Origin of the sequence: Ekhidna sp. (genome assembly GCF_965227465.1) — a bacterium.
GTDB lineage: Bacteria > Bacteroidota > Bacteroidia > Cytophagales > Cyclobacteriaceae > Ekhidna.
Genome location: NZ_OZ245746.1, coordinates 3542266 through 3568962, shown reverse-complemented (window position 1 = coordinate 3568962; position 26697 = coordinate 3542266). Strand labels below are relative to the sequence as shown.

18 protein-coding genes are annotated in these 26697 nt (G+C 40.8%); 6 read left to right on the top strand and 12 right to left on the bottom strand.

The window, feature by feature from the left end; all coding sequences use genetic code 11:
- Positions 1-10 precede the first annotated feature (10 nt).
- Together lptB and recJ are read right to left on the bottom strand one after the other, a co-directional pair.
- On the bottom strand, positions 11-742 hold the full coding sequence (lptB, locus tag ACO05G_RS15775) for an LPS export ABC transporter ATP-binding protein (RefSeq protein ID WP_348283588.1): 732 nt from the start codon (positions 740-742) through the stop codon (positions 11-13).
- A 14-nt stretch (positions 743-756) separates the two neighbouring features.
- Positions 757-2454, bottom strand: a complete 1698-nt coding sequence (gene recJ / locus ACO05G_RS15770) for a single-stranded-DNA-specific exonuclease RecJ (RefSeq protein WP_421763605.1) — start codon at positions 2452-2454, stop codon at positions 757-759.
- A gap of 151 nt (positions 2455-2605) precedes the next feature.
- On the opposite strand from recJ, the gene ACO05G_RS15765 reads away from it, so the two are divergent.
- From ACO05G_RS15765 to hemH, 3 genes are read left to right on the top strand one after another with little or no spacing between them, the layout of a single operon-like run.
- A complete protein-coding gene (locus ACO05G_RS15765; RefSeq protein ID WP_421763604.1) occupies positions 2606-3238 on the top strand; it encodes a hypothetical protein in 633 nt (210 codons plus the stop codon).
- Positions 3239-3264: 26 nt separating this feature from the next.
- On the top strand, positions 3265-3855 hold the full coding sequence (locus ACO05G_RS15760) for a VTT domain-containing protein (protein WP_348283585.1): 591 nt from the start codon (positions 3265-3267) through the stop codon (positions 3853-3855).
- 4 nt (positions 3856-3859) lie between these two features.
- Positions 3860-4876 (top strand): ferrochelatase, encoded by a 1017-nt coding sequence (hemH, locus tag ACO05G_RS15755; RefSeq protein WP_421763603.1) that lies wholly within the window; start codon positions 3860-3862, stop codon positions 4874-4876.
- Here the strand turns inward: hemH and ACO05G_RS15750 are convergent.
- The 5 genes from ACO05G_RS15750 to ACO05G_RS15730 form a co-directional block, all read right to left on the bottom strand.
- On the bottom strand, positions 4866-6302 hold the full coding sequence (locus ACO05G_RS15750; RefSeq protein WP_421763602.1) for an N-acetylmuramoyl-L-alanine amidase: 1437 nt from the start codon (positions 6300-6302) through the stop codon (positions 4866-4868). The two genes, hemH and ACO05G_RS15750, sit on opposite strands and share 11 nt — an antisense overlap.
- 57 nt (positions 6303-6359) lie before the next feature.
- Positions 6360-6815: a DoxX family protein gene (locus ACO05G_RS15745; RefSeq protein ID WP_421763601.1), complete on the bottom strand. Its 456-nt coding sequence runs from the start codon at positions 6813-6815 to the stop codon at positions 6360-6362.
- Positions 6812-7951 carry a cysteine desulfurase family protein gene (locus ACO05G_RS15740; protein ID WP_421763600.1) on the bottom strand — a complete coding sequence of 380 codons (1140 nt, stop codon included), beginning with the start codon at positions 7949-7951 and terminating at the stop codon, positions 6812-6814. Before ACO05G_RS15740 ends, ACO05G_RS15745 begins: the two co-directional genes overlap by 4 nt.
- Before the next feature lie 12 nt (positions 7952-7963).
- Entirely contained in the window at positions 7964-9346 is a 1383-nt protein-coding gene (glmM, locus tag ACO05G_RS15735) for a phosphoglucosamine mutase (RefSeq protein ID WP_421763599.1), read from the bottom strand.
- Positions 9347-9425: 79 nt separating this feature from the next.
- Positions 9426-9653 carry a hypothetical protein gene (locus ACO05G_RS15730; protein ID WP_348283579.1) on the bottom strand — a complete coding sequence of 76 codons (228 nt, stop codon included), beginning with the start codon at positions 9651-9653 and terminating at the stop codon, positions 9426-9428.
- A 256-nt stretch (positions 9654-9909) separates the two neighbouring features.
- Here ACO05G_RS15730 and mazG point away from each other — a divergent pair, with 256 nt between their 5' ends.
- Positions 9910-10701 (top strand): nucleoside triphosphate pyrophosphohydrolase, encoded by a 792-nt coding sequence (gene mazG / locus ACO05G_RS15725; RefSeq protein WP_421763598.1) that lies wholly within the window; start codon positions 9910-9912, stop codon positions 10699-10701.
- Between the two features lie 344 nt (positions 10702-11045).
- Here the strand turns inward: mazG and cysS are convergent, their stop codons facing one another.
- Positions 11046-12530, bottom strand: coding sequence for a cysteine--tRNA ligase (cysS, locus tag ACO05G_RS15720; RefSeq protein ID WP_421763597.1), 1485 nt, complete (start codon positions 12528-12530; stop codon positions 11046-11048).
- 159 nt (positions 12531-12689) lie between these two features.
- On the opposite strand from cysS, the gene ACO05G_RS15715 reads away from it, so the two are divergent.
- Together ACO05G_RS15715 and ACO05G_RS15710 are read left to right on the top strand one after the other, a co-directional pair.
- The gene (locus tag ACO05G_RS15715) at positions 12690-15671 is read left to right on the top strand and encodes a CHAT domain-containing protein (protein WP_421763596.1); all 2982 of its coding nucleotides are present in this window, start codon (positions 12690-12692) and stop codon (positions 15669-15671) included.
- 13 nt (positions 15672-15684) lie between these two features.
- Positions 15685-19743, top strand: a complete 4059-nt coding sequence (locus ACO05G_RS15710; protein ID WP_421763595.1) for an OmpA family protein — start codon at positions 15685-15687, stop codon at positions 19741-19743.
- Here ACO05G_RS15710 and ACO05G_RS15705 read toward each other — a convergent pair.
- The 4 genes from ACO05G_RS15705 to ACO05G_RS15690 all read right to left on the bottom strand — a co-directional run bounded on the left by ACO05G_RS15705 (position 19740) and on the right by ACO05G_RS15690 (position 26678).
- Positions 19740-20777, bottom strand: coding sequence for a PorP/SprF family type IX secretion system membrane protein (locus tag ACO05G_RS15705; RefSeq protein ID WP_421763594.1), 1038 nt, complete (start codon positions 20775-20777; stop codon positions 19740-19742). The genes ACO05G_RS15710 and ACO05G_RS15705 overlap by 4 nt on opposite strands.
- Positions 20774-21994 (bottom strand): gliding motility-associated C-terminal domain-containing protein, encoded by a 1221-nt coding sequence (locus tag ACO05G_RS15700; RefSeq protein WP_421763593.1) that lies wholly within the window; start codon positions 21992-21994, stop codon positions 20774-20776. The genes ACO05G_RS15705 and ACO05G_RS15700 overlap by 4 nt, the downstream gene beginning before the upstream one ends.
- Positions 21994-26103 carry a tail fiber domain-containing protein gene (locus ACO05G_RS15695; RefSeq protein ID WP_421763592.1) on the bottom strand — a complete coding sequence of 1370 codons (4110 nt, stop codon included), beginning with the start codon at positions 26101-26103 and terminating at the stop codon, positions 21994-21996. The genes ACO05G_RS15700 and ACO05G_RS15695 overlap by 1 nt, the downstream gene beginning before the upstream one ends.
- A gap of 92 nt (positions 26104-26195) precedes the next feature.
- Positions 26196-26678, bottom strand: a complete 483-nt coding sequence (locus ACO05G_RS15690; RefSeq protein WP_421763591.1) for a hypothetical protein — start codon at positions 26676-26678, stop codon at positions 26196-26198.
- Positions 26679-26697: the final 19 nt, after the last annotated feature.

Genomic DNA, 26697 nt, shown 5'->3' with positions numbered 1-26697 from the left:
GTTAAAATTATTAAATCTTACGTTTGAGTTCGAAATGTTTACCCAGATAAACTTTCCTGACCTGCTCATCATTGGCTAGCTCTTCAGCCGTTCCTGCTTTGAGTAATCTACCCTCAAACATTAGGTACGCTCTGTCAGTGATAGATAAGGTCTCATTTACATTGTGGTCAGTAATGAGGATACCAATATTCTTGTTTTTCAACTGTGCTACGATTGTCTGTATTTCTTCTACAGCAATTGGGTCTACACCCGCAAATGGCTCATCCAACAAAACAAAATTGGGATCTACAGCCAGGGCTCTTGCTATTTCTGTTCTCCGTCTCTCACCTCCGGATAATACCTGGCCCAAATTTTTTCTTACATGTGTCAAGCTAAATTCTTCTAAGAGACTCTCACACTTTTCCTTCTGTTCCTGCTTGGTTTTATCAGTCATTTCAAGCACAGCCAGGATATTATCTTCAACACTAAGTTTTCGAAAAACAGAGGCTTCCTGAGCCAGGTAACCAATACCTCTCTTTGCTCTTCTGTACATTGGAAGATCGGTGATATCATCCTCGTCAAGATAAATATGACCTTCATTCGGTTTGATTAGTCCCACTATCATGTAAAATGAAGTGGTTTTACCGGCACCATTTGGACCTAGAAGCCCTACTATTTCGCCGGTTTTTACAGAAACAGAAATGTCATTAACGACTTTTCTTTTCTTGTATTTCTTAATCAGATGTTCTGCGCGTAATTCCATAAAAGAGCTGCAATTTATGCATCAAATCTTATATCCCTAAGATTCAAAATGAGGGACTTATTCCTCATGTAATTATTTTCCTCCAAATGATGGGCAATATGAAATGGCACGCCTGTCTCAATTTGATCCATTTTGTCCGCCATTCCAAACCCGATAAACTCAAAAAGTTTTGTGCTGTTTTCAGCATGCAGAAAGCCTTTAATGTGTTTTTCCTTTAGCACTTTTGGAAGCGTGTCCACTATTACATTTTTTGTGCCAAAGAGTGGTGCCATATTCTGAGGCCCGAAAGGGGCCATCTGATTCATGATGTTGTAGGTTTTATAGGTGATTTCGGAAAGAGGAATTTCCGTATCTATTTCAACCTTCGGGATTAACTGCTCCGGCAGTATCTTTTCACTAACAACCTGCTCGAAACGATCAATAAATTTCCCTACATTTTTTACTGGCATTGTTAAGCCCGCAGCATGAGTGTGACCTCCAAATTGTTCCAATAAGTCAGCACATTCAGATATAGCTTCATGCACATCAAACCCATCCACTGATCTGGCAGAACCAGTGGCCTTTCCTTTCGATTCTGTCAATATAATCGTTGGACGATGATAATGTTCTATGCACCTCGAGGCAACAATTCCTATTACTCCTTTATGCCAGTCTTTTTTAAAGAGAACCGTCGATTTACGTTCTTCTTTGAAAGCACCGATCATTTCCAGAGCCTCTGCAGTTATGGTCTGATCAAATTCCCGACGTTCTTTATTGCGATCATTTAAATTATCTGCAAAAGCACTAGTTTCTGTTTCATCCCCAATCAGGAGATTTACCGATTCCTTTGCGTGGGTAAGTCGACCTGCAGCATTAATCCTTGGACCAATAGAAAAGACCACATCTGAGATTGAAAATTGATTCTTTTTTCCGCTTATTTCAATAAGAGATTTTAACCCGGCGGATGGTGCTTGGTTTAATTTCTTGAGCCCATAAAATGCCAAAATCCTGTTTTCGTCCACAATAGGAACAATATCACTCGCGATACTTACAGCAACCAAATCCAAAAACTCGAACAACTTCTCCTTTTCGATGGTGTTTTGCTGGCAAAATCCCTCCAGCAGTTTGAAACCAACACCACATCCGGAAAGCTCTTTAAACGGGTATTTACAATCCTCTTGTTTAGGATCAAGTAATGCATAAGCGTCCGGCAATTCATCTCCAGGTAGGTGATGATCACATATAATTAGGTCTACACCAGCCGCTTTTGCTTGTGCTGCCCGGTCAATGGCTCTTACACCACAATCGAGAGCAATAATCAGGGTGAAATCATTATTTATGGCATAATCAATTCCCTTTTTCGAGATCCCGTATCCTTCAGTATATCGATCTGGAATATAGAATTCTAACTTATCTGAGAATTGCTTGAGGAACAAGTAGATAAGACTAACCGAGGTGGTTCCATCGACATCATAATCACCATAAATCAAAATCTTTTCTTCACTAAACACCGCCTCTGTCAACCGGTTAACGGCCAGGTCCATGTTTTTCATTAAAAAAGGATCGTGAAGTCGACTAAGTGATGGGCGGAAAAACTCTTTGGCTTCATCAAAAGTCCGAACCCCACGCTGTACCAGAATTTTAGCCAGGTATTCATTGATGTTGATCTCTTTACTCAGCTGCTCTACGATAGCAGCCTCAGGATTTTCTTTATATACCCACCTTTTTTCCATACTTTAGAAGCTTAGCAAATATCTTATTTATATGTTAAAGAAAGTTTTAATAGCTATTTTAATCCTCGCTGCTGAGGTTGTAATCTTTTTGTAATTACATTCAATCAATGCTTAAGATTTTAGATAATATATAAAGAGGCAATAATATGTTATGAAAATCGCTCTGAATGAAATATGGAATTTTTTGAAGATGGTCAACAGCAAAGAACCAGGCTGGTCCTATTCACTCTGTGCTGGAGACGTGAAAGTTGATTCCATTACAACAGAAATGATGCTGGCATTGAAGGATGATGACGATTATGATACGGAGCTTTTACCATCCATTTTCACCTTCAGAGAGATACTATGGCAGCCGGATGTTTTTACAGAGGCAAATATGAGCATCCCTTCGCTCAGGATATTGCAGGCATTCTGTGAGGAGGCGTGCACTGAGATGGAAGAAAAAAACCTGAGTGTAAATCAAATCTATATACCGCTAATCAAGGGCATTGGCAAGTGCTGTGGAAAAGCCATGAAAGCCCTGGAAAAAGAAAAAGCAGATGTGAAGAAAATACTTGGGGATTTTAGAACTTGCGCTTTCCCCGTAATTAAATTCTTCATTTATCACCCTCAGAATAGACAGGATTACTTTCAGGATGCCCAAAACCGCCTTAATTATGCTGTTAAAATCATGCTCACCCAGTTTTATGGACGTTATACTGAACTAGAGGACCCTTTTTGGAAAGTATCGTTCTCTAAAAACAAAACAAAAAAAAATGCAGATCCTAAGCCCGAGGAACAATAAATTCGCATTGCTAGTTTAGCATTTACATGACACCTCGAAACTCAAAAGAACTGCCTGGTAAGCGAAGGTTTTTATTGAAAAATCTTCTGCGAGGATTCGTATGGCTAGCGATAATCGTGATAGCATTTATTTACGCGCGAAAAAACTACAATTTCTCGCTAGAAACTGTACTTGGGCCGGTTTATGATCAGCCTACGATTGTCTATCTTATTTTCCTTGCTTCTGAGGTGATTTTTGGAATTATTCCTCCAGAGTTTTTCATGATTTGGTCGTTACGAAACGAAATGCTGTTAGCCTATATCAACAACATCATTGCCCTATCTGCTATCTCATATGTTGCGGGGATTATTGGTTTTGGCATAGGTGCTTATTTGAAAAACACGCGCTTCTATAGGATCATGAAAATCCGTGTTTTTGGAAAATTTGAAAAACACTTGAACAACTATGGTGGTTTTTTGGTAGTTGTAGCTGCGCTGACACCACTTCCCTTTTCCGGGATAGCCATGTTGGTTGGTTCAGTACATTATTCATTTAAAAAGTATCTATGGTTTTCACTCTTCCGATTTCTCCGGTTTCTCGTGTATGGAATTGTAATTTGGGAAGCCAACATCTTCTAAACTGATGGCGAAAAAGAGAGGAATTTTACTGGTAAACCTGGGGACACCTGATTCAACAGCAGTGTACGATGTGAGGAAATATCTCCGTGAATTTTTGATGGATAAGCGAGTCATTGATATACCAGCTTTGCCAAGATTCTTATTAGTAAATGGAATCATTGCACCATTTCGTGCACCTAAATCCGCAGCTGAGTATCGTAAACTTTTTGACGATCGAGGATCCCCACTTAAATATTACACCGAAGATATCACAGCCCTCCTTTCGAAGAAGCTTTCTGATGATTATTCGGTGAAGTTTGCGATGCGATACCAAAGTCCTTCTTTAAAGTCGGTATTGGAAGAATTTCAAAAAGAGGAGGTTGCCAGCCTCCATGTTATACCTCTTTTTCCACAATACGCTTCCGCTACCACAGGGTCTATTATCGATCGTGTCATGGAGATTACGCGGGATTGGCAGATTATACCGGAAATCAAATTTACCTCTCAGTTTCTAGAAGAGGAACTTTTCATCGAAACCATTGCGGATCAGGGGCGAAAGCTGATGGAAAAAGAACAATACGATCATTATATTTTCAGCTACCATGGTCTGCCGGAGCGACAGATTAGGAAGGGATCTTATGGAGATTACTGTCAGCTAGGAAAGTGTTGTGCTACATTGAACGAGCATAATCGGTATTGCTACCGCGCACAATGTTTTGAAACAACTCGATTGATAGTTGCTAAGCTTGGAATAAAGGAAGACGACTATACCGTTTGTTTTCAGTCCCGACTTGGGAAAGACCCTTGGGTGAAGCCATATACCGAGGATGTGTTAAATGAGCTTGCCAAAAAAGGGAAGAAGAAAGTTTTGGCGTTTTCACCAGCTTTTGTTTCCGATTGCCTTGAGACCACTATTGAAGTGGGCGAGGAATACCATGAGAATTTTATTGAGGCAGGGGGCGAAAAATGGGACCTTGTACCGAGTCTGAATGCCGAAGAAAAATGGGTAGAATGCCTGGCTCAAATGGTGACTAAAGAATAATCAGTCTCTCGTTAAAAACATTGTTGACGCTCTGAATTGTTAAAAAATAGATACCCGGTTGAATGTTATTAAGAACAACATTCTCGGAGCCCCACTCTCCAACCAGCTTACCGTTAATATCAAGTAGTTGACTTCTTACAATTTCTTCTTTAAAGTCTATGGTGATGTCTTCAAATGCCTGAGCCGGATTCGGAAATACCACAGGCTCATCCGCCATTATGCTGACCTGAATAAAATTTTCCATAAACAAGGTATCGTTTCCGGAATCATTTTGACCAATGAGTGTAACATCATAAAAACCAGGCACGGAATAATCAATCGAAATTTCGTTTCCACTTAAACTGAAAGGTGCAGCCCCAGGCACCAACCACTGAAATTGGTCATAGTTGCCGACAGCTCTTAGTGATAATAATTGGTTTACCCTGACTAAAGTGGTATCAGCATTAATAGCCAGTGATTCATTCGTTTCACAATTTTCAATGCTTTGTTCCACTTCCAATCTTATTTCATTGAGAAGAGAATAAACATTTTCACCCGGACATAACGTCGAGCAACCATCTCTGTGACCGATGACGGTCTCTAAATTACCCAGAGGGTGATTATAAGTATCGAATGGATTACGTCCCTGCGAAAGAAGCTGATAGGTTAAAAAGGTGGTTAAAGTATTTATGCTAGCAGAGGTCGGGTTGGCAGTTTCGTAATTACCTAATAGACATACACCCAACGTTCCCGTATTAGAACCACAAAAGTGTGCGCCCCGCACATTATCCTGACTACCACTGCCGGGATCTCTACCTGCGAAGAGTGTTCCATCTTGCGCAATTAGATAATTATACCCGATATCTGACCAGCCATTCACTTCCGTATGATATAAGTAAATGTCCCGTACCACTTGCGTGTAATTGGTGTTGGTATTTGATCCTGCAGCGTGATGCACCACATTATGAAATACCTCATGAAAAGAGCGTGAATAGTTTGGTTCTGGCAGTCCGCCTCTCCAGGTCGATTGAGGGACAGATGGAGGTGGATTACCACATTCATTTATGGAGGCCTCTCGATATCGACTCAAATCAATAGCAGGAGAAGGCCCACTTGAAATAAGAAAAACATCGAAAGTGAGACCACTAGGCGCCTTTAATATAATTGAGCTCTTAGGGTTTTCTAATGAGAGAAAGTAGGTTGGAGTTGAGGTATCCTCATCTCTGGGTATTACTAGTTCATCATTATCTGAAACGATTTCAAAGACTCCAGGCCGAAATGATTTGATGGCTATAGCAGAGATTTCTTTTTCGGACTCTAGATAGATCGTCGTATCCTCGCTCTGATATTGATAGCGATCAATGTATTGATTGCTTCTTAAAAGCGTTTGTCCTGTACTGCTACCGCTAGCGATCAATAAAAAAATATAGATAAGTCTGTGTCTCATTACTTCAATCCTAACGCATGGAAGTAAAAATCATTCTTATGTGAGAGAAATAACTTGCTAAGAAACCATGTAGTCATCCTCATCTTCCCAATTAAGCTCAAAGTTTGAGACTTTTTGCTCCACCCGTTGCATGTTCCAGTAGAGAACAATCCACAATGAACAGAAAATAACGATGATACTCAGAATAAAGAGGGTACCTCCATCGTCATTTACGATGAAACCAAGTTTGGTAAAGTGAAGAAAGTTGGCGGCACTGATAATGCTCAGTGAAATAATGGCTCCAAAAATGTAATAATTGGAGAGGAGGAGAATAGTAGAAACAGTCTCAATGCTGGCGATCAGATATCTGCCCCACGGCTCCCATCCGATTTGTTCAAAAATCCATTTACTCTCTTCGGCACCCGCAAACTTGAATGGAAGTGTCTGAGCCAGAATTAAGGCAACAATCAACCGCGGAATGATGTGAATCAAGTCCTTGGTTTGAAACGAATAGAAAATTGGTTTTACTTTCATGCAGTCTCTGGCTGATAAAGCTTAGCTAGCTTCTCAACCGCATAATCCACTTCCTCTAAAGTATTGTATTTACTAAAAGAAAAGCGAATTGCGCCTCGATTTTGATCCCTATTTAGCTCCGCCAAGACATGTGAGCCAATACTTGAACCGCTACTGCACGCACTGCCTCCGGATGCTGAAACACCTTCTATATCCAAATTGAACAGAAGCATGTCATTGTCATCATTTGGTGGCAGGCAAACATTCAAAACCGTATACAGACTTTGATCTAGATCATCGGATACTCCATTGAAAGCTACTCCTTCAATCGCAGTTTTGAGTTTTTCAATCATCCGGGTCTTTAATCCTTCTATATGCTTTCTGTGAGCATCCATATCTGAATAGGCGATCTCCATCGCTTTAGCCAACCCGACTATTCCGTAAACATTCTCCGTTCCGCCACGCATGTTACGTTCCTGAGCACCACCGTGAATAAATGGATGAATTTTATTTTCATGATTGATGTAAAGGAACCCAATTCCTTTGGGGCCATGAAACTTGTGTGCAGACCCGACAGCAAAATCAAGTTCCAACTTTTGCATGTCATGTGTGTAATGCGCCATGCTCTGTACTGTATCAGAGTGAAAACATGCCTCATGTTCGTTACACAATTCACCTACTTTTTCGATATCCAGTAAGTTGCCTATCTCATTATTTGCATGCATCAAAGTAACAAGCGTATTCGGGTTACTTTTCAATAAACTCTCGAGATGATCATAATCGACTTGAGCCTTATCCGTAAGATTGACATAGCTGATTTTGATCCCGCGCTTTTCCAGTGCTTCTACGGTATGTAGTACCGCATGGTGCTCTATTTTGCTGGTAATTATGTGTTTGATTCCTTTTTCACTCACCGTGCATCGGATCGCGGTATTGTCTGCTTCGGTACCGCCTGATGTAAAGAATATTTCTGCCGGTGAAGCATTTAATAAATCGGCTACCTTTTTCCGTGATCGCTCGATGGCTGTTCGAACTTGTCTTCCGTGCGAGTGAATGGATGACGGGTTTCCAAAATGTTCTAACATGTAAGGCTTCATTGCCTCAAAAACATCCAAATCAATCGCTGTAGTAGCAGCATTATCAAAGTATACTTTCATAATCACGCAGGTTTAACCGGAAATTACTTCCTTGATGTCCATTATCAGCTTTTTAGCCAAATGCTCGGCTGTGCTCTGACTTTCAGACTCTGCAAAAATACGAATAATCGGCTCAGTATTTGATTTTCTGAGTTGAACCCACTCTTTATCAAATTCGATCTTTACTCCATCAATTGTATTGATAGGCTGGCCTCTGTATTTTTCTTTTATTGATTCAAGCACACCATCTACATTAATGTCTGGTGTTAGCTCAATTTTATTTTTTGAAATGTGATAAGTAGGATAGGTAGCTCTGAGCATAGAAGCACTCTTTCCGAATTTTGCCAGATGGGTCAAAAACAATGCAATTCCCGCCAAAGCATCTCTTCCATAGTGCAAATCAGGAACAATCACTCCTCCGTTTCCTTCTCCTCCGATCACTGCATTGGTCTCTTTCATTTTAGCAACAACATGAACTTCTCCTACTGCAGAAGCATTATATTCACAACCATGTTTCTCAGTGATATCTCTAAGTGCTCGTGTTGAGGATAGATTAGAAACGGTATTTCCTTTTTTCTGTGACAACACATAATCTGCTACAGCCACCAGCGTGTATTCTTCACCAAATGGCTCACCGTTTTCACAGATCAACGCCAATCGATCAACATCCGGATCAACTACTACACCCAGGTCAAAGCTTCCGTTTTCAAGTTCACTACAGATTTGTTGCAAGTTTTCAGGAAGAGGTTCAGGGTTGTGAGGAAAATTTCCGGTAGGTTCACAATAAAGCTCTTTTACCTCGACACCCATTTGTCTTAAAAGTGGGACAATAGAAACTCCTCCGGTACTATTGACAGCATCTACAATCACTTTAAAGCCTGCATCTTTAATAGCTTTAACATCCACAAGTGGATGCTTAAGGATTTGTTCGATGTGATGATCAATGTAAAAATCATTGGTAGTAAGCTTTCCAAACTTTTGGGTTTGCGCAAACTCAATGTCTTTTGATTCGGAGTAGTCCAATACCTTTTTGCCCTCCTCCGCAGATATAAATTCTCCTCGATCATTCAGTAGTTTCAGTGCATTCCATCCTGCGGGGTTGTGGCTAGCAGTAAGTATGATACCTCCTTGTGCCTTTTCAGCAAGTACGGCCATCTCAACGGTAGGTGTCGTACTTAGCCCAAGGTCAATCACGTCTATGCCCTGGTTAATCAGAGTATTGGCTACCAGTTGCGTAAATGAAGCTCCTGATGGTCTTGCATCCCTACCGATAATGACTTTGGGTTTTTTGTGTGCGTCTTTGAGCCAGGCACCATAACCTGCGGCAAACTTGACGACATCTAGTGGCGATAGATTATCTCCGGCTTTTCCTCCTATCGTTCCTCGTAGGCCGGATATTGATTTTATTAGTGTCAAAGTGTTCTGTTTTTTTAAGCGGTGCGCAAAGATAGAAATGTAGCTAGAAGTAAAAAGTATTTAGAGAAGTCTCTAAAAATTAGAACTTGGCCAGTACTTTGTTAACCTCAGAATCCGGATTTCCACAATCCTGTCCAGGTGTTACTGTTTTCCCACAAAACCCACAAGACGCACCTTCTTTATTGAGGTAAGGGTTCTGAGAAGCACATGTCCCCTTAAATTCTCCATCTTTTTTTAGCAAAATGCGAATGGACAACCCCACAAAAAACAAAGCGAATATTCCGATTCCTAATAATACTACCTGCATTCGTTCAGATTTTGGTACAAAATTAGCCAATTTGCGACTCTAGAAATAACATCCTGATCGAAGTGATGATTCATATTTTTATGAATTAATTCATTTCGGGGAATTAGAGCGCCTCAAAAAGTTGTCATTTCGACTGAAAGGAGAAATATTTACCAATTTTAATAGCTAAAAATCAGGAATGTAGATTTCTCACTGCGTTCGAAATGACACAAAAATTGTTAAGACGACTTATAGGGATATCTTAACAATCCCAACTATGAATAAACCACTTTCTACTCCCGACCGAAACAGAAAAGCAAAACTTGAGGCGTTTGACCGATTGCTCACCATCATGGATGAGTTACGAGAAAACTGCCCCTGGGACAAAAAGCAGACAATGGAGACGCTGAGACATCTCACGATCGAAGAGACCTATGAGCTTTCTGATGCCATAATCGAGAATGATCTGGAGGAAGTGAAGAAGGAGCTGGGAGATCTCATGCTCCACCTTGTGTTTTATGCAAGAATCGGTAGTGAAAAAAAATCTTTTGATGTCGCGGATGTGTTGAATTCCGTGTGCGAAAAACTGATCAGGCGGCACCCGCATATTTATGGAGATGTGGATGCGGAAGACGAAGAAACCGTCAAGGCTAATTGGGAAAAGATTAAGCTTAAAGAAAAGGGAAATCAGTCGGTTTTGGGTGGTGTGCCAAAGTCACTCCCTGCACTAGTAAAGGCCATGCGTATTCAGGAAAAAGCACGAGGTGTGGGGTTTGACTGGGACAATCAGGATCAGGTGTGGGAAAAGGTGCAGGAAGAAATGAACGAATTTCAGGCAGAAACAGACAAAGAAAGGCAGGCAGGAGAGTTTGGCGATCTGCTATTCTCGCTAATCAACTATGCCCGATTTGTAGATATCAATCCGGAAGAGGCTCTGGAGCGTACGAATAAAAAATTCATCAAACGCTTTCAATACCTGGAATCAGAATCAAAAAAAGACGGAAAGTCTCTGGGTGAGATGACGTTGGAAGAGATGGACGAATATTGGGAGAAGGCGAAGGGGATTTAATTTATTTTTCCGTCGATCTTTCCTCCCCTGAAAGAAAAAGAATCAACCCAGAAATAAGCAAATACATAATTGACATTCCTATTAGAACAAAATCTTCGCCTAAGTCGATAGTTCTAACCTTACTAAACGCAATTGTAGAATTAAATATGAACCATCCAACAAGAATCCATTTTGCCCATTTTATTTGATGATATGTCATGATTGCAAAAACTCCTAGAAAAAAAATCTTTACAATATGAAAGACGATCTTGTCTGAACCAAACTCAGAATAGTACCAAATAGCGATGATTATTTCTGTCGCAATAGCAAATATTAATACTAAAGACAGCTTTGATATTCGCATTTCACTCCTCAAACGCCCACTCAATCTTTTCTTTCATATCCTTCACTACAATGCCTTCTGCTTTTAGTTCGGCACGTAGCTTGTCCACTCGCTCAAAGTCACGGTTGAACTTTGCGTCTTTGTACTCACCTAGTATCGTATCTATGAGTGATTTATAGTCCACATCTGACTCAACCTTTAGACCCAGGACTTCTTCGGCAAAACCCAGAAAAGTTTCTTTCATCCGGTTGAATGTTTCTTCCCCAACCTCGCCAAACTTCAGCTGACCGGTATGCAGCGAGTTGATCTTTTTTACCAGGTTGAAAAGGTGACCGATCGTTAATGCCGTATTAAAGTCATCATTCATCGCATAGTAGCAGTTGTCACACATCTTTTTGATCTGCTCAGCCTGCTTGTCATTTAGTTCTCCATCATCCTTTGTCCATTCCATCTCATGCATGAGGCGCATGCCGTTTGCAAGTCTAACATACCCTTTTCTGGCTGCTTCTAGTGCTTCATTCGAAAAATCGAGGGTGCTGGCGTAGTGAGATTGCATCATGAAAAAACGCACCGTCATTGGGCTGTAACCTCTTTCGAGTAGTTGATGCTCACCAGCCATTAGTTCTCGGGGTAAAAATGAGTTGCCCAGCGACTTACTCATTTTCTGTCCATTAACCGTCAACATATTGGTATGAAGCCAGTATTTAGCACCGCCATGTCCATGGGTACCAGCATTTTGAGCGATCTCACATTCATGATGCGGAAACTTCAAATCCATACCACCCCCATGAATGTCGAATTCCTCACCTAAATATTTTGTACTCATGACCGAACACTCAAGATGCCAACCTGGGAACCCATCACTCCACTCTGTTTTCCACCTCATGATATGCTCTGGAGCTGCTTTTTTCCAAAGGGCAAAATCTAAAGGGCTTCTCTTGTCACTTCCACCATCAAGCTCGCGTGTTTCACTCAGTAAGTCTTCGATCTTTCGACCACTCAAAATGCCGTACGAGTTATCATTCTCTTTATGATACTTTTCTACATCAAAATAAACGGACCCATTTGATTCGTAAGCATATCCATTATTGATCAGCTTTTTGGTCATCTCTATTTGTTCCATAAGGTGACCAATGGCAGAAGGCTCAATATCCGGAGGTATGGCGTTGAAGGTGAGCATGACATCATGAAAATCGTTGGCATACATCTGCACAATTTCCATTGGTTCCAGCTGATCCAGCTTCGCTTTTTTGGAGATTTTGTCTTCGCCGGTATCCGACAAATGACCTACATCGGTAATGTTGCGTACATATCGAACGTTATAGCCAATAAATTGAAGATATCTGTATACAACATCAAAACTCAAAAAGGTACGGACGTTACCTAAGTGAACGTTACTGTAGACCGTGGGCCCGCACACATACATTCCAACATGCGGAGGGTTTAATGGCTTAAATTCCTCCTTTTGTCGAGTTAGTGAATTAAATAATTTGAGTTTGCCGATCATAGGTCTGTTTTTCGTGCCACAAAGAAAGGCATTTACCGAAAAAATCACATCCAGATTGCTCAATCCTTTATTCTTGCAATTAAATCTTGTTTTCGTTCAATACGAAATTTATCATTTGCTAAATATCGTTGTAGCTTAGTGGTAGACTTTTATTTTACCATGAAAAACATACTCGCCTGTATATTATTTTCATTGGTTTTCGGCTTTTCAAGCGCTCAAAATATTAACGGACTAATATCTCAAGCGGAAGAAAATCTTGAAAAAAACCATTGGGAGCAAGCGCTTAACGAATTCAATAACATTATTGAAAAATATGTTGATGATTTAACCTATCACCAGCGTGCCAATATTTATAATGACTTGGGGTATTTAAACCTTCAGCTTCTGGATCCTTTTGAAGCTGAGCGTAACTTAAATCTTTCCATACTGTATCACGAGGAGGCAGGCATTCCAAATCAAATGGATTATGCAGATGCTCTATTAAACATGGGAATTCTTTACATGGATCAGGTGGAATATGACCTATCCAAAAGATACATTCAACAATCCCTCGAAATTTTGGCACAGATTCCGGATGCAAAAACAGAATATTGGATTGCCAGGTCCAAGTTGGCCTATTTATACGAGGAGGCCGGGTCATATACATTGGCTCTTAGCATCTATAATAATTGTTATGACCAATTGGTTGCAAGTGGAAATGATTTATCTCCCGATTTTGCAGAAATATGCATGCATAAAGGGAGGATATTGATTTTGACCGGAGATCCAGTTGAAGGCGAAAAATTTATCAATCTCAGTACTACGATTTACCAATCGCTAGGGCCACTATATGCGGTACAGCAGGCTGAGTCGTTGGAACATTTAGCCATATTCTATGAAAGAATGGGTCGTTTCGGGGAAGCAGAGCAGACTTTACTTAAAGTGCTAGCACTTAAAAGAAGTATCCCGGATGAGGCAGATATACTGATCATTGAGACTTTGAATGATTTAGGGATAATGTACCACCAGATCGGTAACTATGAAAAAGCAGGCGAAATGTTTGCAGAAGTAGTTCGTGAAAGTGAAGAAAACATGGGGACCAATCACCCTTTCTATGCAACTGCAAAGAATAACCTAGGCACATTGGCTCTTGCAAATGGTAATGTCTCAGTTGCCAGGGACATGTTCGTAGATGCTTTGGAAACGTACAAAGTAAAGTTTGGAAGCACGCATCCCTATTATGCGAATACACTCAACAATTTAGCCAGAGTAGAAAGAAGGTTGGGGAATAATAAAATGGCTGAGCGGTACTACATGGAAGTACTTACAATTGACGAAAAGATTTATGGCAAGGACCATCCGGATTATGCAACGACTTTAATTAACGTAGCAGTCTTATTTAGTGCAACCGGCAGAGAGCAAGAGGCCGAGCAATATTACCGAGAAGCAGTCGATATCCGGGAACGTGTTTTAGGAGTAAATCATCCTGCCTATGCAAGCGCCTTAGAGTACATGGGCATGCATAGTTTGGCAGTTGATGATATGCTCAATGCGGAAAAGTACTTTCGAAAATCAATCGAAATACAAATAGGTCAGATTGGAACACTTTTTCCTATTATGTCAGAACAGGAACGCTCATCATTTTTTCAAAATATACGATCGAATGTTGAAAGGTACAATTTCATTGCATTTGAATTACTGACAGAGAAACCTGATTTAGTAAAAACAATTTTTGATTTTCAAACCAAAACCAAACCCGTTCTCTTCAGCACCTCTAACAAAGTAAGAGAAACAGTTCTTGAAAGCCCTGATCAGGAGTTGAAAGAATTATATAGAGGGTGGCAATCAGATAAGCGAATTCTGGCTAGCTATTATCAAATGGGAGTTCAAGAGTTGGATCAGCAAAATATAAACTTGGGATATGAGGAGGCTCAAGTAGAAAGACAAGAAAACGAACTATTACGAAAGCTTGACAGCTTTGAGGGAGCACTCCATAAGGTAGATCATGATTGGAAGTCCGTTCAAGAGTACGTTGGAAAAGGAGAGGCTGTTGTTGAAATAGTAAGAATCAAAGAGTACAAATCTCTTACTAAGTCAGCGAATAAACTTTTTGGGTTTACAGATCAGACTAGATACCTGGCTATAATCTTCAGAGATAATCAAGAGGAACCAAGTTATGCGATACTAGGTGACGAGTTTAGAACAGACGATCAGCACTTTGCTAAATACAAAAATGCAATGATGTTTGAGGTAGAAAAAAATGAGACTTACAAAGAGTTTTGGGCTCCCATTGATGAGATAGTTAAAGATGCGTCCTCAGTAAGGATATCTCCTGATGGTATTTATCACAAAATCAATGCAAACATATGGATGATGCCGAATGGTAAATATGTAATTGATAAATATTACGTGACCTATCTAACAAGTACTAAGGACCTTTTTAAGAAAGAATCTGAAACCTTTAATAAGAAGTCTTATTTATTTGGAAATCCAGCTTATAATCTGAGCAGTGAGGATGATAAGCTGAACCTTTCAAGTTTACAGGGTTCTGAATCTGAGATAAGCCAGATAGGAAGTATCCTAAATGATGAATGGAATGTGAAGACGTATGTAAAAAGTGATGCAAATGAGTTGAGAATACGGTCAGCATATAATCCTACCATTTTGCATTTAGCTACTCATGGTTTTTTTGGAGACAGCTATAATTTTATTGCAACCAAAAGCCCGATTAACGATCCTCTTTTTAAATCGGGTATCTATTTGGCTGGTGCATCCGTTACGTTTTCTAGGTTTATCGATGGTATTCCAACTATATCGGAAAATGATGGAATATTGACCGCATATGAGATAATGAATTTGGATCTTAGTCAAACACGGCTCGTTGTACTTTCTGCGTGTGATGCAGGAATTGGTGATATGGAAAACGGAGAAGGAATTTACGGTTTGAAGAGGGCTTTTATGGTCGCAGGTACAAGAAACATAATAACGAGCCTTCAAAAGGTTGATGATCAGGCGACCAGCGAGTTAATGACATTGTTTTACAAGAAATTTGATGAGTCTAATAAAGTAGATGAATCACTAAAATACGCCCAATTAAAAATGAAAGAGAAATATAATGACCCAAGGGTGTGGGGTGCATTTATTTTAACAGGTAAAGGGTGAAAAATTTGAAGTTATGAGAAAACTAACATTTCTTTTAGGAATTATTATTACGGTTTGCGCTTTTGCACAAGACAATAAGGTACAATCATCGCGTTCTGTTAAACTTGGCGATGAATATTTCAGGGATAAGACCTATATGGGAGCGATAAAACTCTATAAACAGGCATTAACCCTAAACCCAGATAATTCAAAAGCGAAATATCAATTAGCGGAGTGCTACAGGAATATTCAGGATTATGAAAGTGCTGAGTATTATTATGAATCAATTACTGATCAGGGAGTTCGATTTCCTCTTGTGACCTTTTATCATGCTCAAATGCAGAAACTTAAGGGGAGATATGATCAAGCATTGCAAAACTTCAAAGAGTTTAGATCTTTTTTAGAGGATAATGAACTTCATGAATCAGATAAATATAGAACCTATTACAAACAGGCAAAAATTGAAATAGATGGATGTCAGCTGGCTTTAAATCAGATTACTTTGGTTCACCCGGATCACCAATTTGAGGCTCTTGCAGCTCCTTTAAATTCTGAATTCAATGATTATGCAGCATTTAGCTTAGGCTCAGATGATGTGCTAATGCTAACCTCTGCCAGAAGCGAAGGCAAAGGAAGTTTAGTTGATAATCAGTTAGGAGAAACGTTCGTTGATGTATTTCGCTTTGAAAGAAAAAATGGGAACTGGGAAGAATATGATGAGGGAGACAAATTTGAAAAAACAATCAACACAAAGTATGGAGATGGATCTGGTTCTTTCAACAGGGAGCGAACTAAATTTTATTATACAAACTGTGATGAAGATCTGGGCGGGATTTGCCATATCTATGTTTCTAAACTGGTAGGGGGAAAGTGGAGTGAGCCGATAGCGTTAAATACGAACATCAATGAATATGGATTTAACTCAAAACATCCAAACCTCACTCCAGGCGGAGATACACTATTCTACGTGTCCGATATTGAGGGAGGCATTGGAGAGTTTGACTTGTATATGAGCATCAATGCAGGCAATGATAATTGGGGGCCACCAATGAATTTGGGGTCACAAATAAATACCCCATTCAACGAGGTTTCACCTTTCTATGATCCATCAGAGCGCGTACTATTCTTTGCTTCCAATGGGCACAGAGGTTTTGGAGGTTTTGATATTTATGTAGCAAGGGGAAATAAATTTGAAACCGCTGAAATTTATAATGCGGGAATCCCTTTTAATTCATATAGAGATGATGTCTTCTTTTTCCTCGGTAAATCCAAAGGATACCTCTCTTCCAATAGAGAGGATGGAGTCGGGAAATTTGATATATATGGATTTTCTATAAAATCTAAAAGTAGCATAATTTCCGAGGTATCCTCTGAGGGTACCATAGCAGGTAGAAACTCGCTTTTTACTGACGACTACAATTTTGATAGTAGTGAGACAGAAATAATCAATCAAATTATTTCCAGGATGCTGTCTTCCTCAGTTTCAGATGTGGAGCTAATTCTTACAGCCAGACAATTGGATGTATACAATTCACTAAGTGAAGATGATAAAGAAAGAATCCAAAAAATAGTAAATGCGCGAGTGAAGAAAATGACGAGCAACATGATTCGCTCGATACGAACGGAAGATGATTATTACTATCAACAACTTAGCTCAGATAAGAGAAGAAAGGTTGACAACATCGTATCATCTTATTTGGAGCAGCAAGGCATGGGTAATAGCGTAAACCTGACCAATGAAGTATTTAGCTTCTACAGCGGAGTAAGTTCTGACGAACGTGAGAAAATAGATATCTTAATTTCTGATCGCTTAAAGAACGCTCAGGATTTTAGACCAGCTACTCCAACGTACAATTCATTTGATAAGAAGGAACAAAAAAGCCTTGATGGAATAGCTGTCAAATATCTTAAGCAAAAAAGAAACCTCGGTAATATCTCATTGGATATGAATGAGAAGGTATTCCTTCGAGACAATCAAGATGTGACAGAAGATGTAAGTACTGCAGTTCGAGAGCGGTTGATTGGACTTAGCAATGAAGAGAAATATCGATTAGTGAAGGAGGATAGGGATTTCTACGAAACCTTAAATGATGATGAAAAGGAAAAGCTTAAATCCATTGCCACAACTTTTATGCTTTCGGATCTTTCAAACTTTGATCAAAACATTAGCAACTCAGATCTTGATGTCTTTAAAAACAAGAATGCTGCAGATCAAAATAGGTTAGATAAGCTTTTACTGAAGCAGATTTCAAACCTCGCTAACTCTAGCATTTACCTGACTGAAACAACTTTTTCACAAAGTGAATTACAGGCTGCAATAGGAGAGAACTCAGAGGAAACAGTAGATCGTCTACTAGAGATGAGACCAGAACTTAGCGATTCTCAGAAAAAGGCAGTGAGAAGATTTGTAAAGACAGCTTATGATTCATATTTGAGCGAGGCAAAGCCTATTTTCTTCGAAACCACACCTACAGTTGTTACAACTTCTGGTGATTCAAGTGGGGATCCATCCGCTACTTTATCTTCAGGCGACATAAATCAATACGAGTTACTTAGTCCGTCAAAGAAAAGGGTTATTGATAATGTGATTGCGCTTGATTATATCGTCACAGAATATAGTAATAGGCCGGTCAAACTAAGTGATGAGCATAAGCTGACAGAGATTACGAAACAAGAAAAAGTTCACATTGCGGCGCTGGCAAAAAAGGTTTCTGGAGAAGAAATTAAGCCTACAGAAGAGCGTTTTGTGCGCGATGCATTCACTTATTATAACAATCTGGCTCAGGATCGAAAGGCATTTATTTCAAGGGTCGTTTTAGATAAAGGCTTACCTAAGAGAAACGGAAATTATGTGTTGCCGTCCGGAGACGCTCAAGCGAGAGGATCCCTCTCTTCAAGTGAGCAAAGTTTGTTGGAACGAATTAAGAAATTCAGATTTAATAACGATCGAATTCTAACCGAAAATCTAGCACTAGATGCTAAGGATGTGGATGAACCACCAGTCGACATCATTGCGTTGGCTGGCGATATTGCTTCGCAACCAAGTCCTGGGGCTGAAAAGCTAATGGGAACTGAAGATATTCTCGCATCGGAAGAGCTTGATGAAATCAAAATTGCTCTGCCAATAAATAAAATTGAAGGGTATGACGAGATAACGATAACAGGTAGGCTGGTTGGTGCCAATTCAGGAACTCCACTATCTTCTTATGCGATCAACCTGATAGAGTTCGATAATACCAAGACGGTGATCGAAGGATATACCAATGATTTAGGTGAGTTTGAATTCAAAGTTTCTCCAGAAAAATATGACTTAACCTTTAAGAAATCAAGTGCTTCAGAATCAGTTGTCTTAGAAGACTTTAATGTGGAAGGGAGAAGGGAACGAGTTTCAGGCGTGTTTACGAATGCGACAAGAGCTTTCTTCGATGTTAGTTCTTCGGATCTGCGCGCTGAAGTTAAGGTTCTTTTAGACGAGGTAGCCGCATCTTTCATGAAATCCGGTAATAAGATTGAAATTGAATCCCACACGGATAATACAGGGTCAGCTGAATTCAACCTTATTTTAAGTAAAGATCGTGGTTATGCTGCTCGGGATTATCTCATTTCAAAGGGAATAAGTAAATCAGATATTTCAGTCATCTGGCACGGATCTGAAAATCCAATTGCAGATAATAACAATCCATACGGTCGTCAATTAAATAGAAGGATTGATGTGAGATTAATTGGAAAGCGTAAAGAGAATTTTGGTAATTTTTATCTTGTGAGACCAGGGGCAACCATAGCAAAAATTGCCGGTAGCATGGGAGTGACTCCTAATCATATTAAGAGTATCAACGATCTTGGAAGTAGTGATCTAACCGCTTATAAGCCCATACGATTGAAGAAGAAGGGAATAGAGGCAGATTTTAATCTTGTAGTGCCTGCTGATATAAAAAGTGGTAGCGATTTTGTTTATACGGTGCAGCAGGGGGATAATCTTGAAATAGTTGCAAAGAAATTCAACGTGCCGGAGGAACTGATAATGGAACAAAATAATCTTAGCTCGACGAGCTTAGAGCCAGGCACACGCTTAATTATTTATCCTAAGAATTAGAAGAGTGGATTGGAAATTCTTTTAAGGTCAAGACCCTTGGATAGTGAGTATTGTATAGATATCTCCATAGAATGTTGGGCGAGATCGATGTTCTTTTCAGGAACGAATAAGGTACTGTTTAGATCATAGCTAACTCGAACTGCTAATGAGCTAAATTTTATACCGCCTACAAATATGAATGAGTCCCTCAATCGGTACCAGGTTCCAAACAATAATTGTGTTCCTTTTGCTTGGTAATCATTTGCATTGGGTACATACGCAAAATTTACCCCAGCATTGAATTGTTGGTTTTGACGGATATACAAATAAAGTATACTTGGGGTTACAAAAATTTTATTGAATTTCAGTTGAAAACCACCATTATACTTCAATAGAATTGGTTCCATACTTTCATTGTCAGTTGAATATGAGGTGTTTGGACGATTTAAATTTGTTGCGGAAACACCCACAAATGCACTGTACTTATGAAGTAAATAGTTCCTTTCTGGATTATAGTAGTACATAATACCTGCATTCACAACAAGGTTTTGTTGTTGATCATTGAATTCAGTAACCGGGACTGGTAATCTACTGTCAAAACCATAAAAAGAATTGTATTGGGAGCCCCATGCAAGATTGCTGAAATTTAACCTCCTTATTTCGTATCCTACCTGCGCACCTACTGAAATCAGATAGGAGGCGAGCAGCCCAAATTTCATGTTGTGAGCATAGTTTACAAAGACAGAATTCCTTTCATATACTCCCTGAAAGCCACTTTTTTCATTAAAAGCCATTATACCCGCACCCCCAATTGATTGCTCGAATTGGCCATTTGGCTTAATAGGAAAGATGAAAGAGACCTGAGTTAGCTCGTTGATAACGTCAACACTTTGCAATCGTCTCTTATGATTTAAATGAACAGAAGGATCATTGTAAATTCCACTAAATGCAGGGTTTAAATATAGCGAAGCTGCAAAGTACTGAGAGAATTGTGCATCCTGGGCAAAAACTCTTGATGTCAAGCAAAGCGCGAGTATGAGTATGATATTCTTCATTTTACTAAGTAGAATGCACCTTTTTGTTGAACAGGAAGTCGGGTCTCAAACTGAAACCTAACTGTGTAATAATAAACGCCAGCAGGCTCTTGTGCCCCTGTTTTCTGGTTTTCACCATTCCAACCGACTTGGTTGGCTTCTGCAAAAGAGTTTGTTGAGTAAACAATAACTCCATACCTATTGTATATCTGCAGTTCAAATTCTTCCTCTGATATTTTTTCGCCGAATATTCTGAAAGTTTGATTTTGTGGATCACTGGCATTAGGGGAGAAAGCTTCAGGAATATAGTAAAGACCTTCACCTGGGATTTGAGGCCCCAATCCCATTGCGAGATAAAGTTTCTGGCCAAGTGCTGGTTGGAGTTTATTCTTGCTCGTAATTAATCCAAATGTGACAGAGTCAGAGTTAAATAATGTCTCAACACCTAATGTTTCATATATACCACCTGGGCCGTTGGAATATGCTATTACAGGTGAATTAACTCTGTGTCGAATATTATTGACTACTTTAAAATCACTGAGATCTTCTTCATTAAATTCTAACTCTATTTTGGCCGGGTCAATTGATCCATTGAGTAATTCGACTTCCCAAAAAGCACGATCGGAAACGCCCAATAAGCTATCACCTGGGATCGGATCTGATGGATTGTTTCTCTGATAGCTTACAGCTAGCTCCGTATCCACACCCGAGGTTTCAAGAAAAGTTATTGGACTGTATACTCCATCATTACCAAGTGGAAACCTTTTTTCTCCAGTTCCTTTTGAGATTAAAGTACCATCAAAATAGGAAAGGTTTGAACCGCCATCTACTCTTACACCGGGCTCAAGAATAAAACGGGTGTTTTCACCTAACCTAATACTTCCAAATTCAAGATATAGGCGTTCAAGTACCGAATACTCATTTCCTGGAAAATCAACTAACCCTCCACTGTTGACAATAAGCTCTCTGACTCTTAGAGTTGGAATACTTACCATTTGGTTACTTCCACCGAGAAATTCTAATGTCCCATTCAGTCCATTAAAGTTGTTATTCACAGTCCAATCACCATAGATAGCTAGCGTCCCATTATTTTGGAGTATTCCATTATTTTCCAAATTACCTCCCACTTCAAGCGTGGCACCTTCAGAAATATGCAAAATGGAACTTCCAGACATGTAAAGCTCTTGTGAAAACAGCAAGACCGGCAAAAACGTCAATATGAAATTAAGCTTCTTCATTAGTCTTTTTTAACGTTTTGAGATCCTAAGACAATGTCTTTCAACATTTGCACATCATTCTTGATTTCAGAATTTTCAGACTGAAGTTTAGACATAATTTCAACTTGCAGTGTTGAAAGTTTTCTTTGCTCTTCAAGGGCACTTTTCAAATCAGCGGCAGATGCTTTTTCTTCCGTGAGGTCTGCCATCAATTTGTCAATTAGTTTTTGTTGTTCTTTTATTGCTTCAATCAGAATTGGCACAAGTCCTTGATAATTGACTGTCTTAATTCCATTGGAGTGAGTTGTAACAAGCTGAGGATATATTTCTTCAATTTCCTGAGCTATTACTCCAATTTGGGCCGATGAATCACTTTGATACTGTGCGCTTTCCTTTTTCCAGTCATATGAAACACCTCTCATTAGAGGTATTTTGCTAAGAACATTATCTAAATCTTTAATATTTGTTTTTAATCGTTTATCAGAAGTGGCTGTGAAGCCTCCGGCAATCATAGCACCTGTGGATGCTATTTGACCATCTACCATAACATCTCCAGATACCGCAAATTGAGTGTTTGCAGTTGAGAAACTATAGGTTGTTAGTGGTGTAGCATCATTCGTATTTATATTTGTGCCATTAGTCCCTTCAAACATTATTCCCGCGTCATCACCACCTGCGTTATCATCCGTGTAAGAAGTAGGGAAAGCTGAGTATCCAATTGACACTTTACCGTCGGAGTATGCTTTTATTGAGGAATTACCAATATTAATATCTCGAGATCCTCCTGTTCCAATATTGATTGTTTGATTAACAGCATCATTACCAATATTTATTGCTCCAGCAGCTGCGTTTATGTCAACAGTTCCCGCTGTTGAAGCATCAATTGTCACCCCAACAGTTGTTGAAGAGGTTATAGCAACACCATCATCTCCAGTCAATGAAAGAAGCCCGGCCGTAGTGGTCACATCAGATGCGGCCCCTCCCTGAACAGATACTGCTCCACCTGCATCAATGGTTACAGTTCCCGAAGTTGCTCCTGCATCAATGTCGATACCCCCACCAGCATTGGTTGCATTGATATCAATCGCATCTGCGACTGCTTCTGCACCAGAAAGCGTTACCGATCCTGCAGCAGAATTTACGGCAACATCTCCACTAGTATTCGCATCGATGGTTACACCTGTGTTTCCATCAAGATCTAGAATACCAACTGAATTAGCAGCAAGTGTTCCGCTTGTCGTTGTTGACAAAGTAAGATTGGCAGATGTGGTATTCATTGTTGAAGCTGCACCGCCTTGGATGGAGACAGCTCCTCCCGCATCCATGGTAATTGTACCTGTTCCTGTTCCAGCATTAATATCTATTCCACCTCCTGTGTTGTTTGCATTTAGAACAATTGCTGTCGGAGATGCCTGAGATGATGTAAGCGAAACTTGTTCAGTTCCAGAAACAGTCAACGCGTTTCCACCTGATGTCGTGATTGTGTTACCAACATCATAGGCTGCCTGTAAGGATGATGGAGTGGCTGCTTCAACAGCTGTTTCAAGTTGCTGCAATGCAGATTTAACAGTTGCTGTATTATCTGTGATTGTAGATCCGGTGAAAACACCCAAATTCGTACTATTTACTGCTACTCCACTTAGAGTTACTAAATCATTAACATCAGCTTGCACTGCGCTTATATCATCGGTAGTGGCCAGGGTTGCAGCTGCACCTGCATAGTTAGGCAGACTGAAAGTTGTCGCGTCTGTTGTCTGATCGACAGCTGCGAGTGTTGCATCAAAAGTTACCTCATCGAAGACTACATCTCCAGCATTGGTGATGTTTCCTGTGTTGGTAATACCTGCAGTAGTTGTAGCTCCTGTTACTCCGAGTGTTCCACCCACAGTTGCATTGTTGGTAATACCTGCACTGTTTAAAGTAGCAGCTCCAGTGGTAGAGAGAGTACCTGTTCCGACATTACCTGTGTTGGTGATACCTGCGGTAGTTGTAGCTCCAGTCACCCCAAGCGTACCGCCTACGGTTGCGTTGTTGGTTACATCGACTCCATTGGTAGTCGAAACGACCAGTTGCTCGGTACCCGTGATGACGACATCACCTTCAGCGAGTGAAGTGGTGATGGTGTTTCCATCGATGTAGGCTTCTTGCAGATCCTGATTACCTACTTGTGCATCGACATAGGTTTTGACAGCTTGTTCGGTAGGTAGTGCTGTGTTGCTGTTGTCAACCAACGTTCCATCTGTGCTGATCTCGGATACATTCTGACCCGCATCAAACTGCAATCCGTTGGTGCCATTCAGCTGAGTGACTCCACCGACGGTAAGGTTATTGGTAACTCCTGCGCTGTTAAGCGTAGCAGCTCCGGTAGTAGAGAGCGTACCCGTTCCGACATTACCTGTGTTAGTGATACCAGCAGTGGTAGTAGCACCAGTCACTCCAAGAGTACCACCCACAGTTGCATTGTTGGTAATACCTGCGCTGTTAAGCGTAGCAGCTCCAGTGGTTGACAAAGTACCTGTTCCGACATTACCTGTGTTGGTAATACCTGCAGTAGTTGTAGCTCCTGTTACTCCGAGTGTTCCTCCCACAGTTGCATTGTTGGTAATGCCTGCACTGTTTAAAGTAGCAGCCCCTGTAGTAGAGAGAGTACCCGTTCCGACATTACCTGTGTTGGAGAAGTATTTCCCTGTCACCCCAAGCGTACCTCCTACGGTTGCGTTGTTGGTTACATCGACTCCATTGGTAGTCGAAACGACCAATTGCTCGGTACCCGTGATTACTACATCACCTTCAGCGAGTGAAGTGGTGATGGTGTTTCCATCGATGTAGGCTTCTTGCAGATCCTGATTACCTACTTGTGCATCGACATAGGTTTTGACAGCTTGTTCGGTAGGTAGTGCTGTGTTGCTGTTGTCAACCAAAGTTCCATCTGTGCTGATCTCGGATACATTCTGACCCGCATCAAACTGCAATCCGTTGGTGCCATTCAGCTGAGTGACTCCACCGACGGTAAGGTTATTGGTAACTCCTGCGCTGTTAAGCGTAGCAGCTCCTGTAGTAGAGAGAGTACCCGTTCCGACATTACCTGTGTTGGTAATACCTGCAGTAGTTGTAGCTCCTGTTACTCCAAGTGTTCCACCCACAGTTGCATTGTTGGTAATACCTGCACTGTTAAGCGTAGCAGCTCCGGTAGTAGAGAGCGTACCCGTTCCAACATTACCTGTATTAGTGATACCTGCGGTAGTTGTAGCTCCTGTTACTCCGAGTGTTCCACCCACAGTTGCATTGTTGGTAATACCTGCACTGTTAAGCGTAGCAGCTCCAGTGGTTGACAAAGTACCTGTTCCGACATTACCTGTGTTGGTGATACCTGCGGTAGTTGTAGCTCCTGTTACTCCAAGCGTACCGCCTACGGTTGCGTTGTTGGTTACATCGACTCCATTGGTAGTCGAAACGACCAGTTGCTCGGTACCCGTGATGACGACATCACCTTCAGCGAGTGAAGTGGTGATGGTGTTTCCATCGATGTAGGCTTCTTGCAGATCCTGATTACCTACTTGTGCATCGACATAGGTTTTGACAGCTTGTTCGGTAGGTAGTGCTGTGTTGCTGTTGTCAACCAACGTTCCATCTGTGCTGATCTCGGATACATTCTGACCCGCATCAAACTGCAATCCGTTGGTGCCATTCAGCTGAGTGACTCCACCGACGGTAAGGTTATTGGTAACTCCTGCGCTGTTAAGCGTAGCAGCTCCGGTAGTAGAGAGCGTACCCGTTCCGACATTACCTGTGTTAGTGATACCAGCAGTGGTAGTAGCACCAGTCACTCCAAGAGTACCACCCACAGTTGCATTGTTGGTAATACCTGCGCTGTTAAGCGTAGCAGCTCCAGTGGTTGACAAAGTACCTGTTCCGACATTACCTGTGTTGGTAATACCTGCAGTAGTTGTAGCTCCTGTTACTCCGAGTGTTCCTCCCACAGTTGCATTGTTGGTAATGCCTGCACTGTTTAAAGTAGCAGCCCCTGAAGTTGATACGGTACTTAGAGAAGTATTTCCAGTCACCCCAAGCGTACCTCCTACGGTTGCGTTGTTGGTTACATCGACTCCATTGGTAGTCGAAACGACCAATTGCTCGGTACCCGTGATTACTACATCACCTTCAGCGAGTGAAGTGGTGATGGTGTTTCCATCGATGTAGGCTTCTTGCAGATCCTGATTACCTACTTGTGCATCGACATAGGTTTTGACACTTGTTCGGTAGGTAGTGCTGTGTTGCTGTTGTCAACCAAAGTTCCATCTGTGCTGATCTCGGATACATTCTGACCCGCATCAAACTGCAATCCGTTGGTGCCATTCAGCTGAGTGACTCCACCGACGGTAAGGTTATTGGTAACTCCTGCGCTGTTAAGCGTAGCAGCTCCTGTAGTAGAGAGAGTACCCGTTCCGACATTACCTGTGTTGGTAATACCTGCAGTAGTTGTAGCTCCTGTTACTCCAAGTGTTCCACCCACAGTTGCATTGTTGGTAATACCTGCACTGTTAAGCGTAGCAGCTCCGGTAGTAGAGAGCGTACCCGTTCCAACATTACCTGTATTAGTGATACCTGCGGTAGTTGTAGCTCCTGTTACTCCGAGTGTTCCACCCACAGTTGCATTGTTGGTAATACCTGCACTGTTAAGCGTAGCAGCTCCAGTGGTTGACAAAGTACCTGTTCCGACATTA

What these genes read in the sequence shown, in the direction of transcription:
- mazG (WP_421763598.1), top strand. Translation starts at nt 9,910, where the DNA reads ATGAATAAACCACTTTCTACTCCCGACCGAAACAGAAAAGCAAAACTT.
- recJ (WP_421763605.1), bottom strand. Translation starts at nt 2,454, where the DNA reads ATGGAAAAAAGGTGGGTATATAAAGAAAATCCTGAGGCTGCTATCGTA.
- cysS (WP_421763597.1), bottom strand. Translation starts at nt 12,530, where the DNA reads ATGATCGGCAAACTCAAATTATTTAATTCACTAACTCGACAAAAGGAG.
- ACO05G_RS15715 (WP_421763596.1), top strand. Translation starts at nt 12,690, where the DNA reads ATGAAAAACATACTCGCCTGTATATTATTTTCATTGGTTTTCGGCTTT.
- ACO05G_RS15700 (WP_421763593.1), bottom strand. Translation starts at nt 21,994, where the DNA reads ATGAAGAAGCTTAATTTCATATTGACGTTTTTGCCGGTCTTGCTGTTT.
- ACO05G_RS15730 (WP_348283579.1), bottom strand. Translation starts at nt 9,653, where the DNA reads ATGCAGGTAGTATTATTAGGAATCGGAATATTCGCTTTGTTTTTTGTG.
- lptB (WP_348283588.1), bottom strand. Translation starts at nt 742, where the DNA reads ATGGAATTACGCGCAGAACATCTGATTAAGAAATACAAGAAAAGAAAA.
- ACO05G_RS15740 (WP_421763600.1), bottom strand. Translation starts at nt 7,951, where the DNA reads ATGAAAGTATACTTTGATAATGCTGCTACTACAGCGATTGATTTGGAT.
- ACO05G_RS15760 (WP_348283585.1), top strand. Translation starts at nt 3,265, where the DNA reads ATGACACCTCGAAACTCAAAAGAACTGCCTGGTAAGCGAAGGTTTTTA.
- ACO05G_RS15705 (WP_421763594.1), bottom strand. Translation starts at nt 20,777, where the DNA reads ATGAAGAATATCATACTCATACTCGCGCTTTGCTTGACATCAAGAGTT.
- hemH (WP_421763603.1), top strand. Translation starts at nt 3,860, where the DNA reads ATGGCGAAAAAGAGAGGAATTTTACTGGTAAACCTGGGGACACCTGAT.
- ACO05G_RS15750 (WP_421763602.1), bottom strand. Translation starts at nt 6,302, where the DNA reads ATGAGACACAGACTTATCTATATTTTTTTATTGATCGCTAGCGGTAGC.
- ACO05G_RS15745 (WP_421763601.1), bottom strand. Translation starts at nt 6,815, where the DNA reads ATGAAAGTAAAACCAATTTTCTATTCGTTTCAAACCAAGGACTTGATT.
- ACO05G_RS15710 (WP_421763595.1), top strand. Translation starts at nt 15,685, where the DNA reads ATGAGAAAACTAACATTTCTTTTAGGAATTATTATTACGGTTTGCGCT.
- ACO05G_RS15765 (WP_421763604.1), top strand. Translation starts at nt 2,606, where the DNA reads ATGAAAATCGCTCTGAATGAAATATGGAATTTTTTGAAGATGGTCAAC.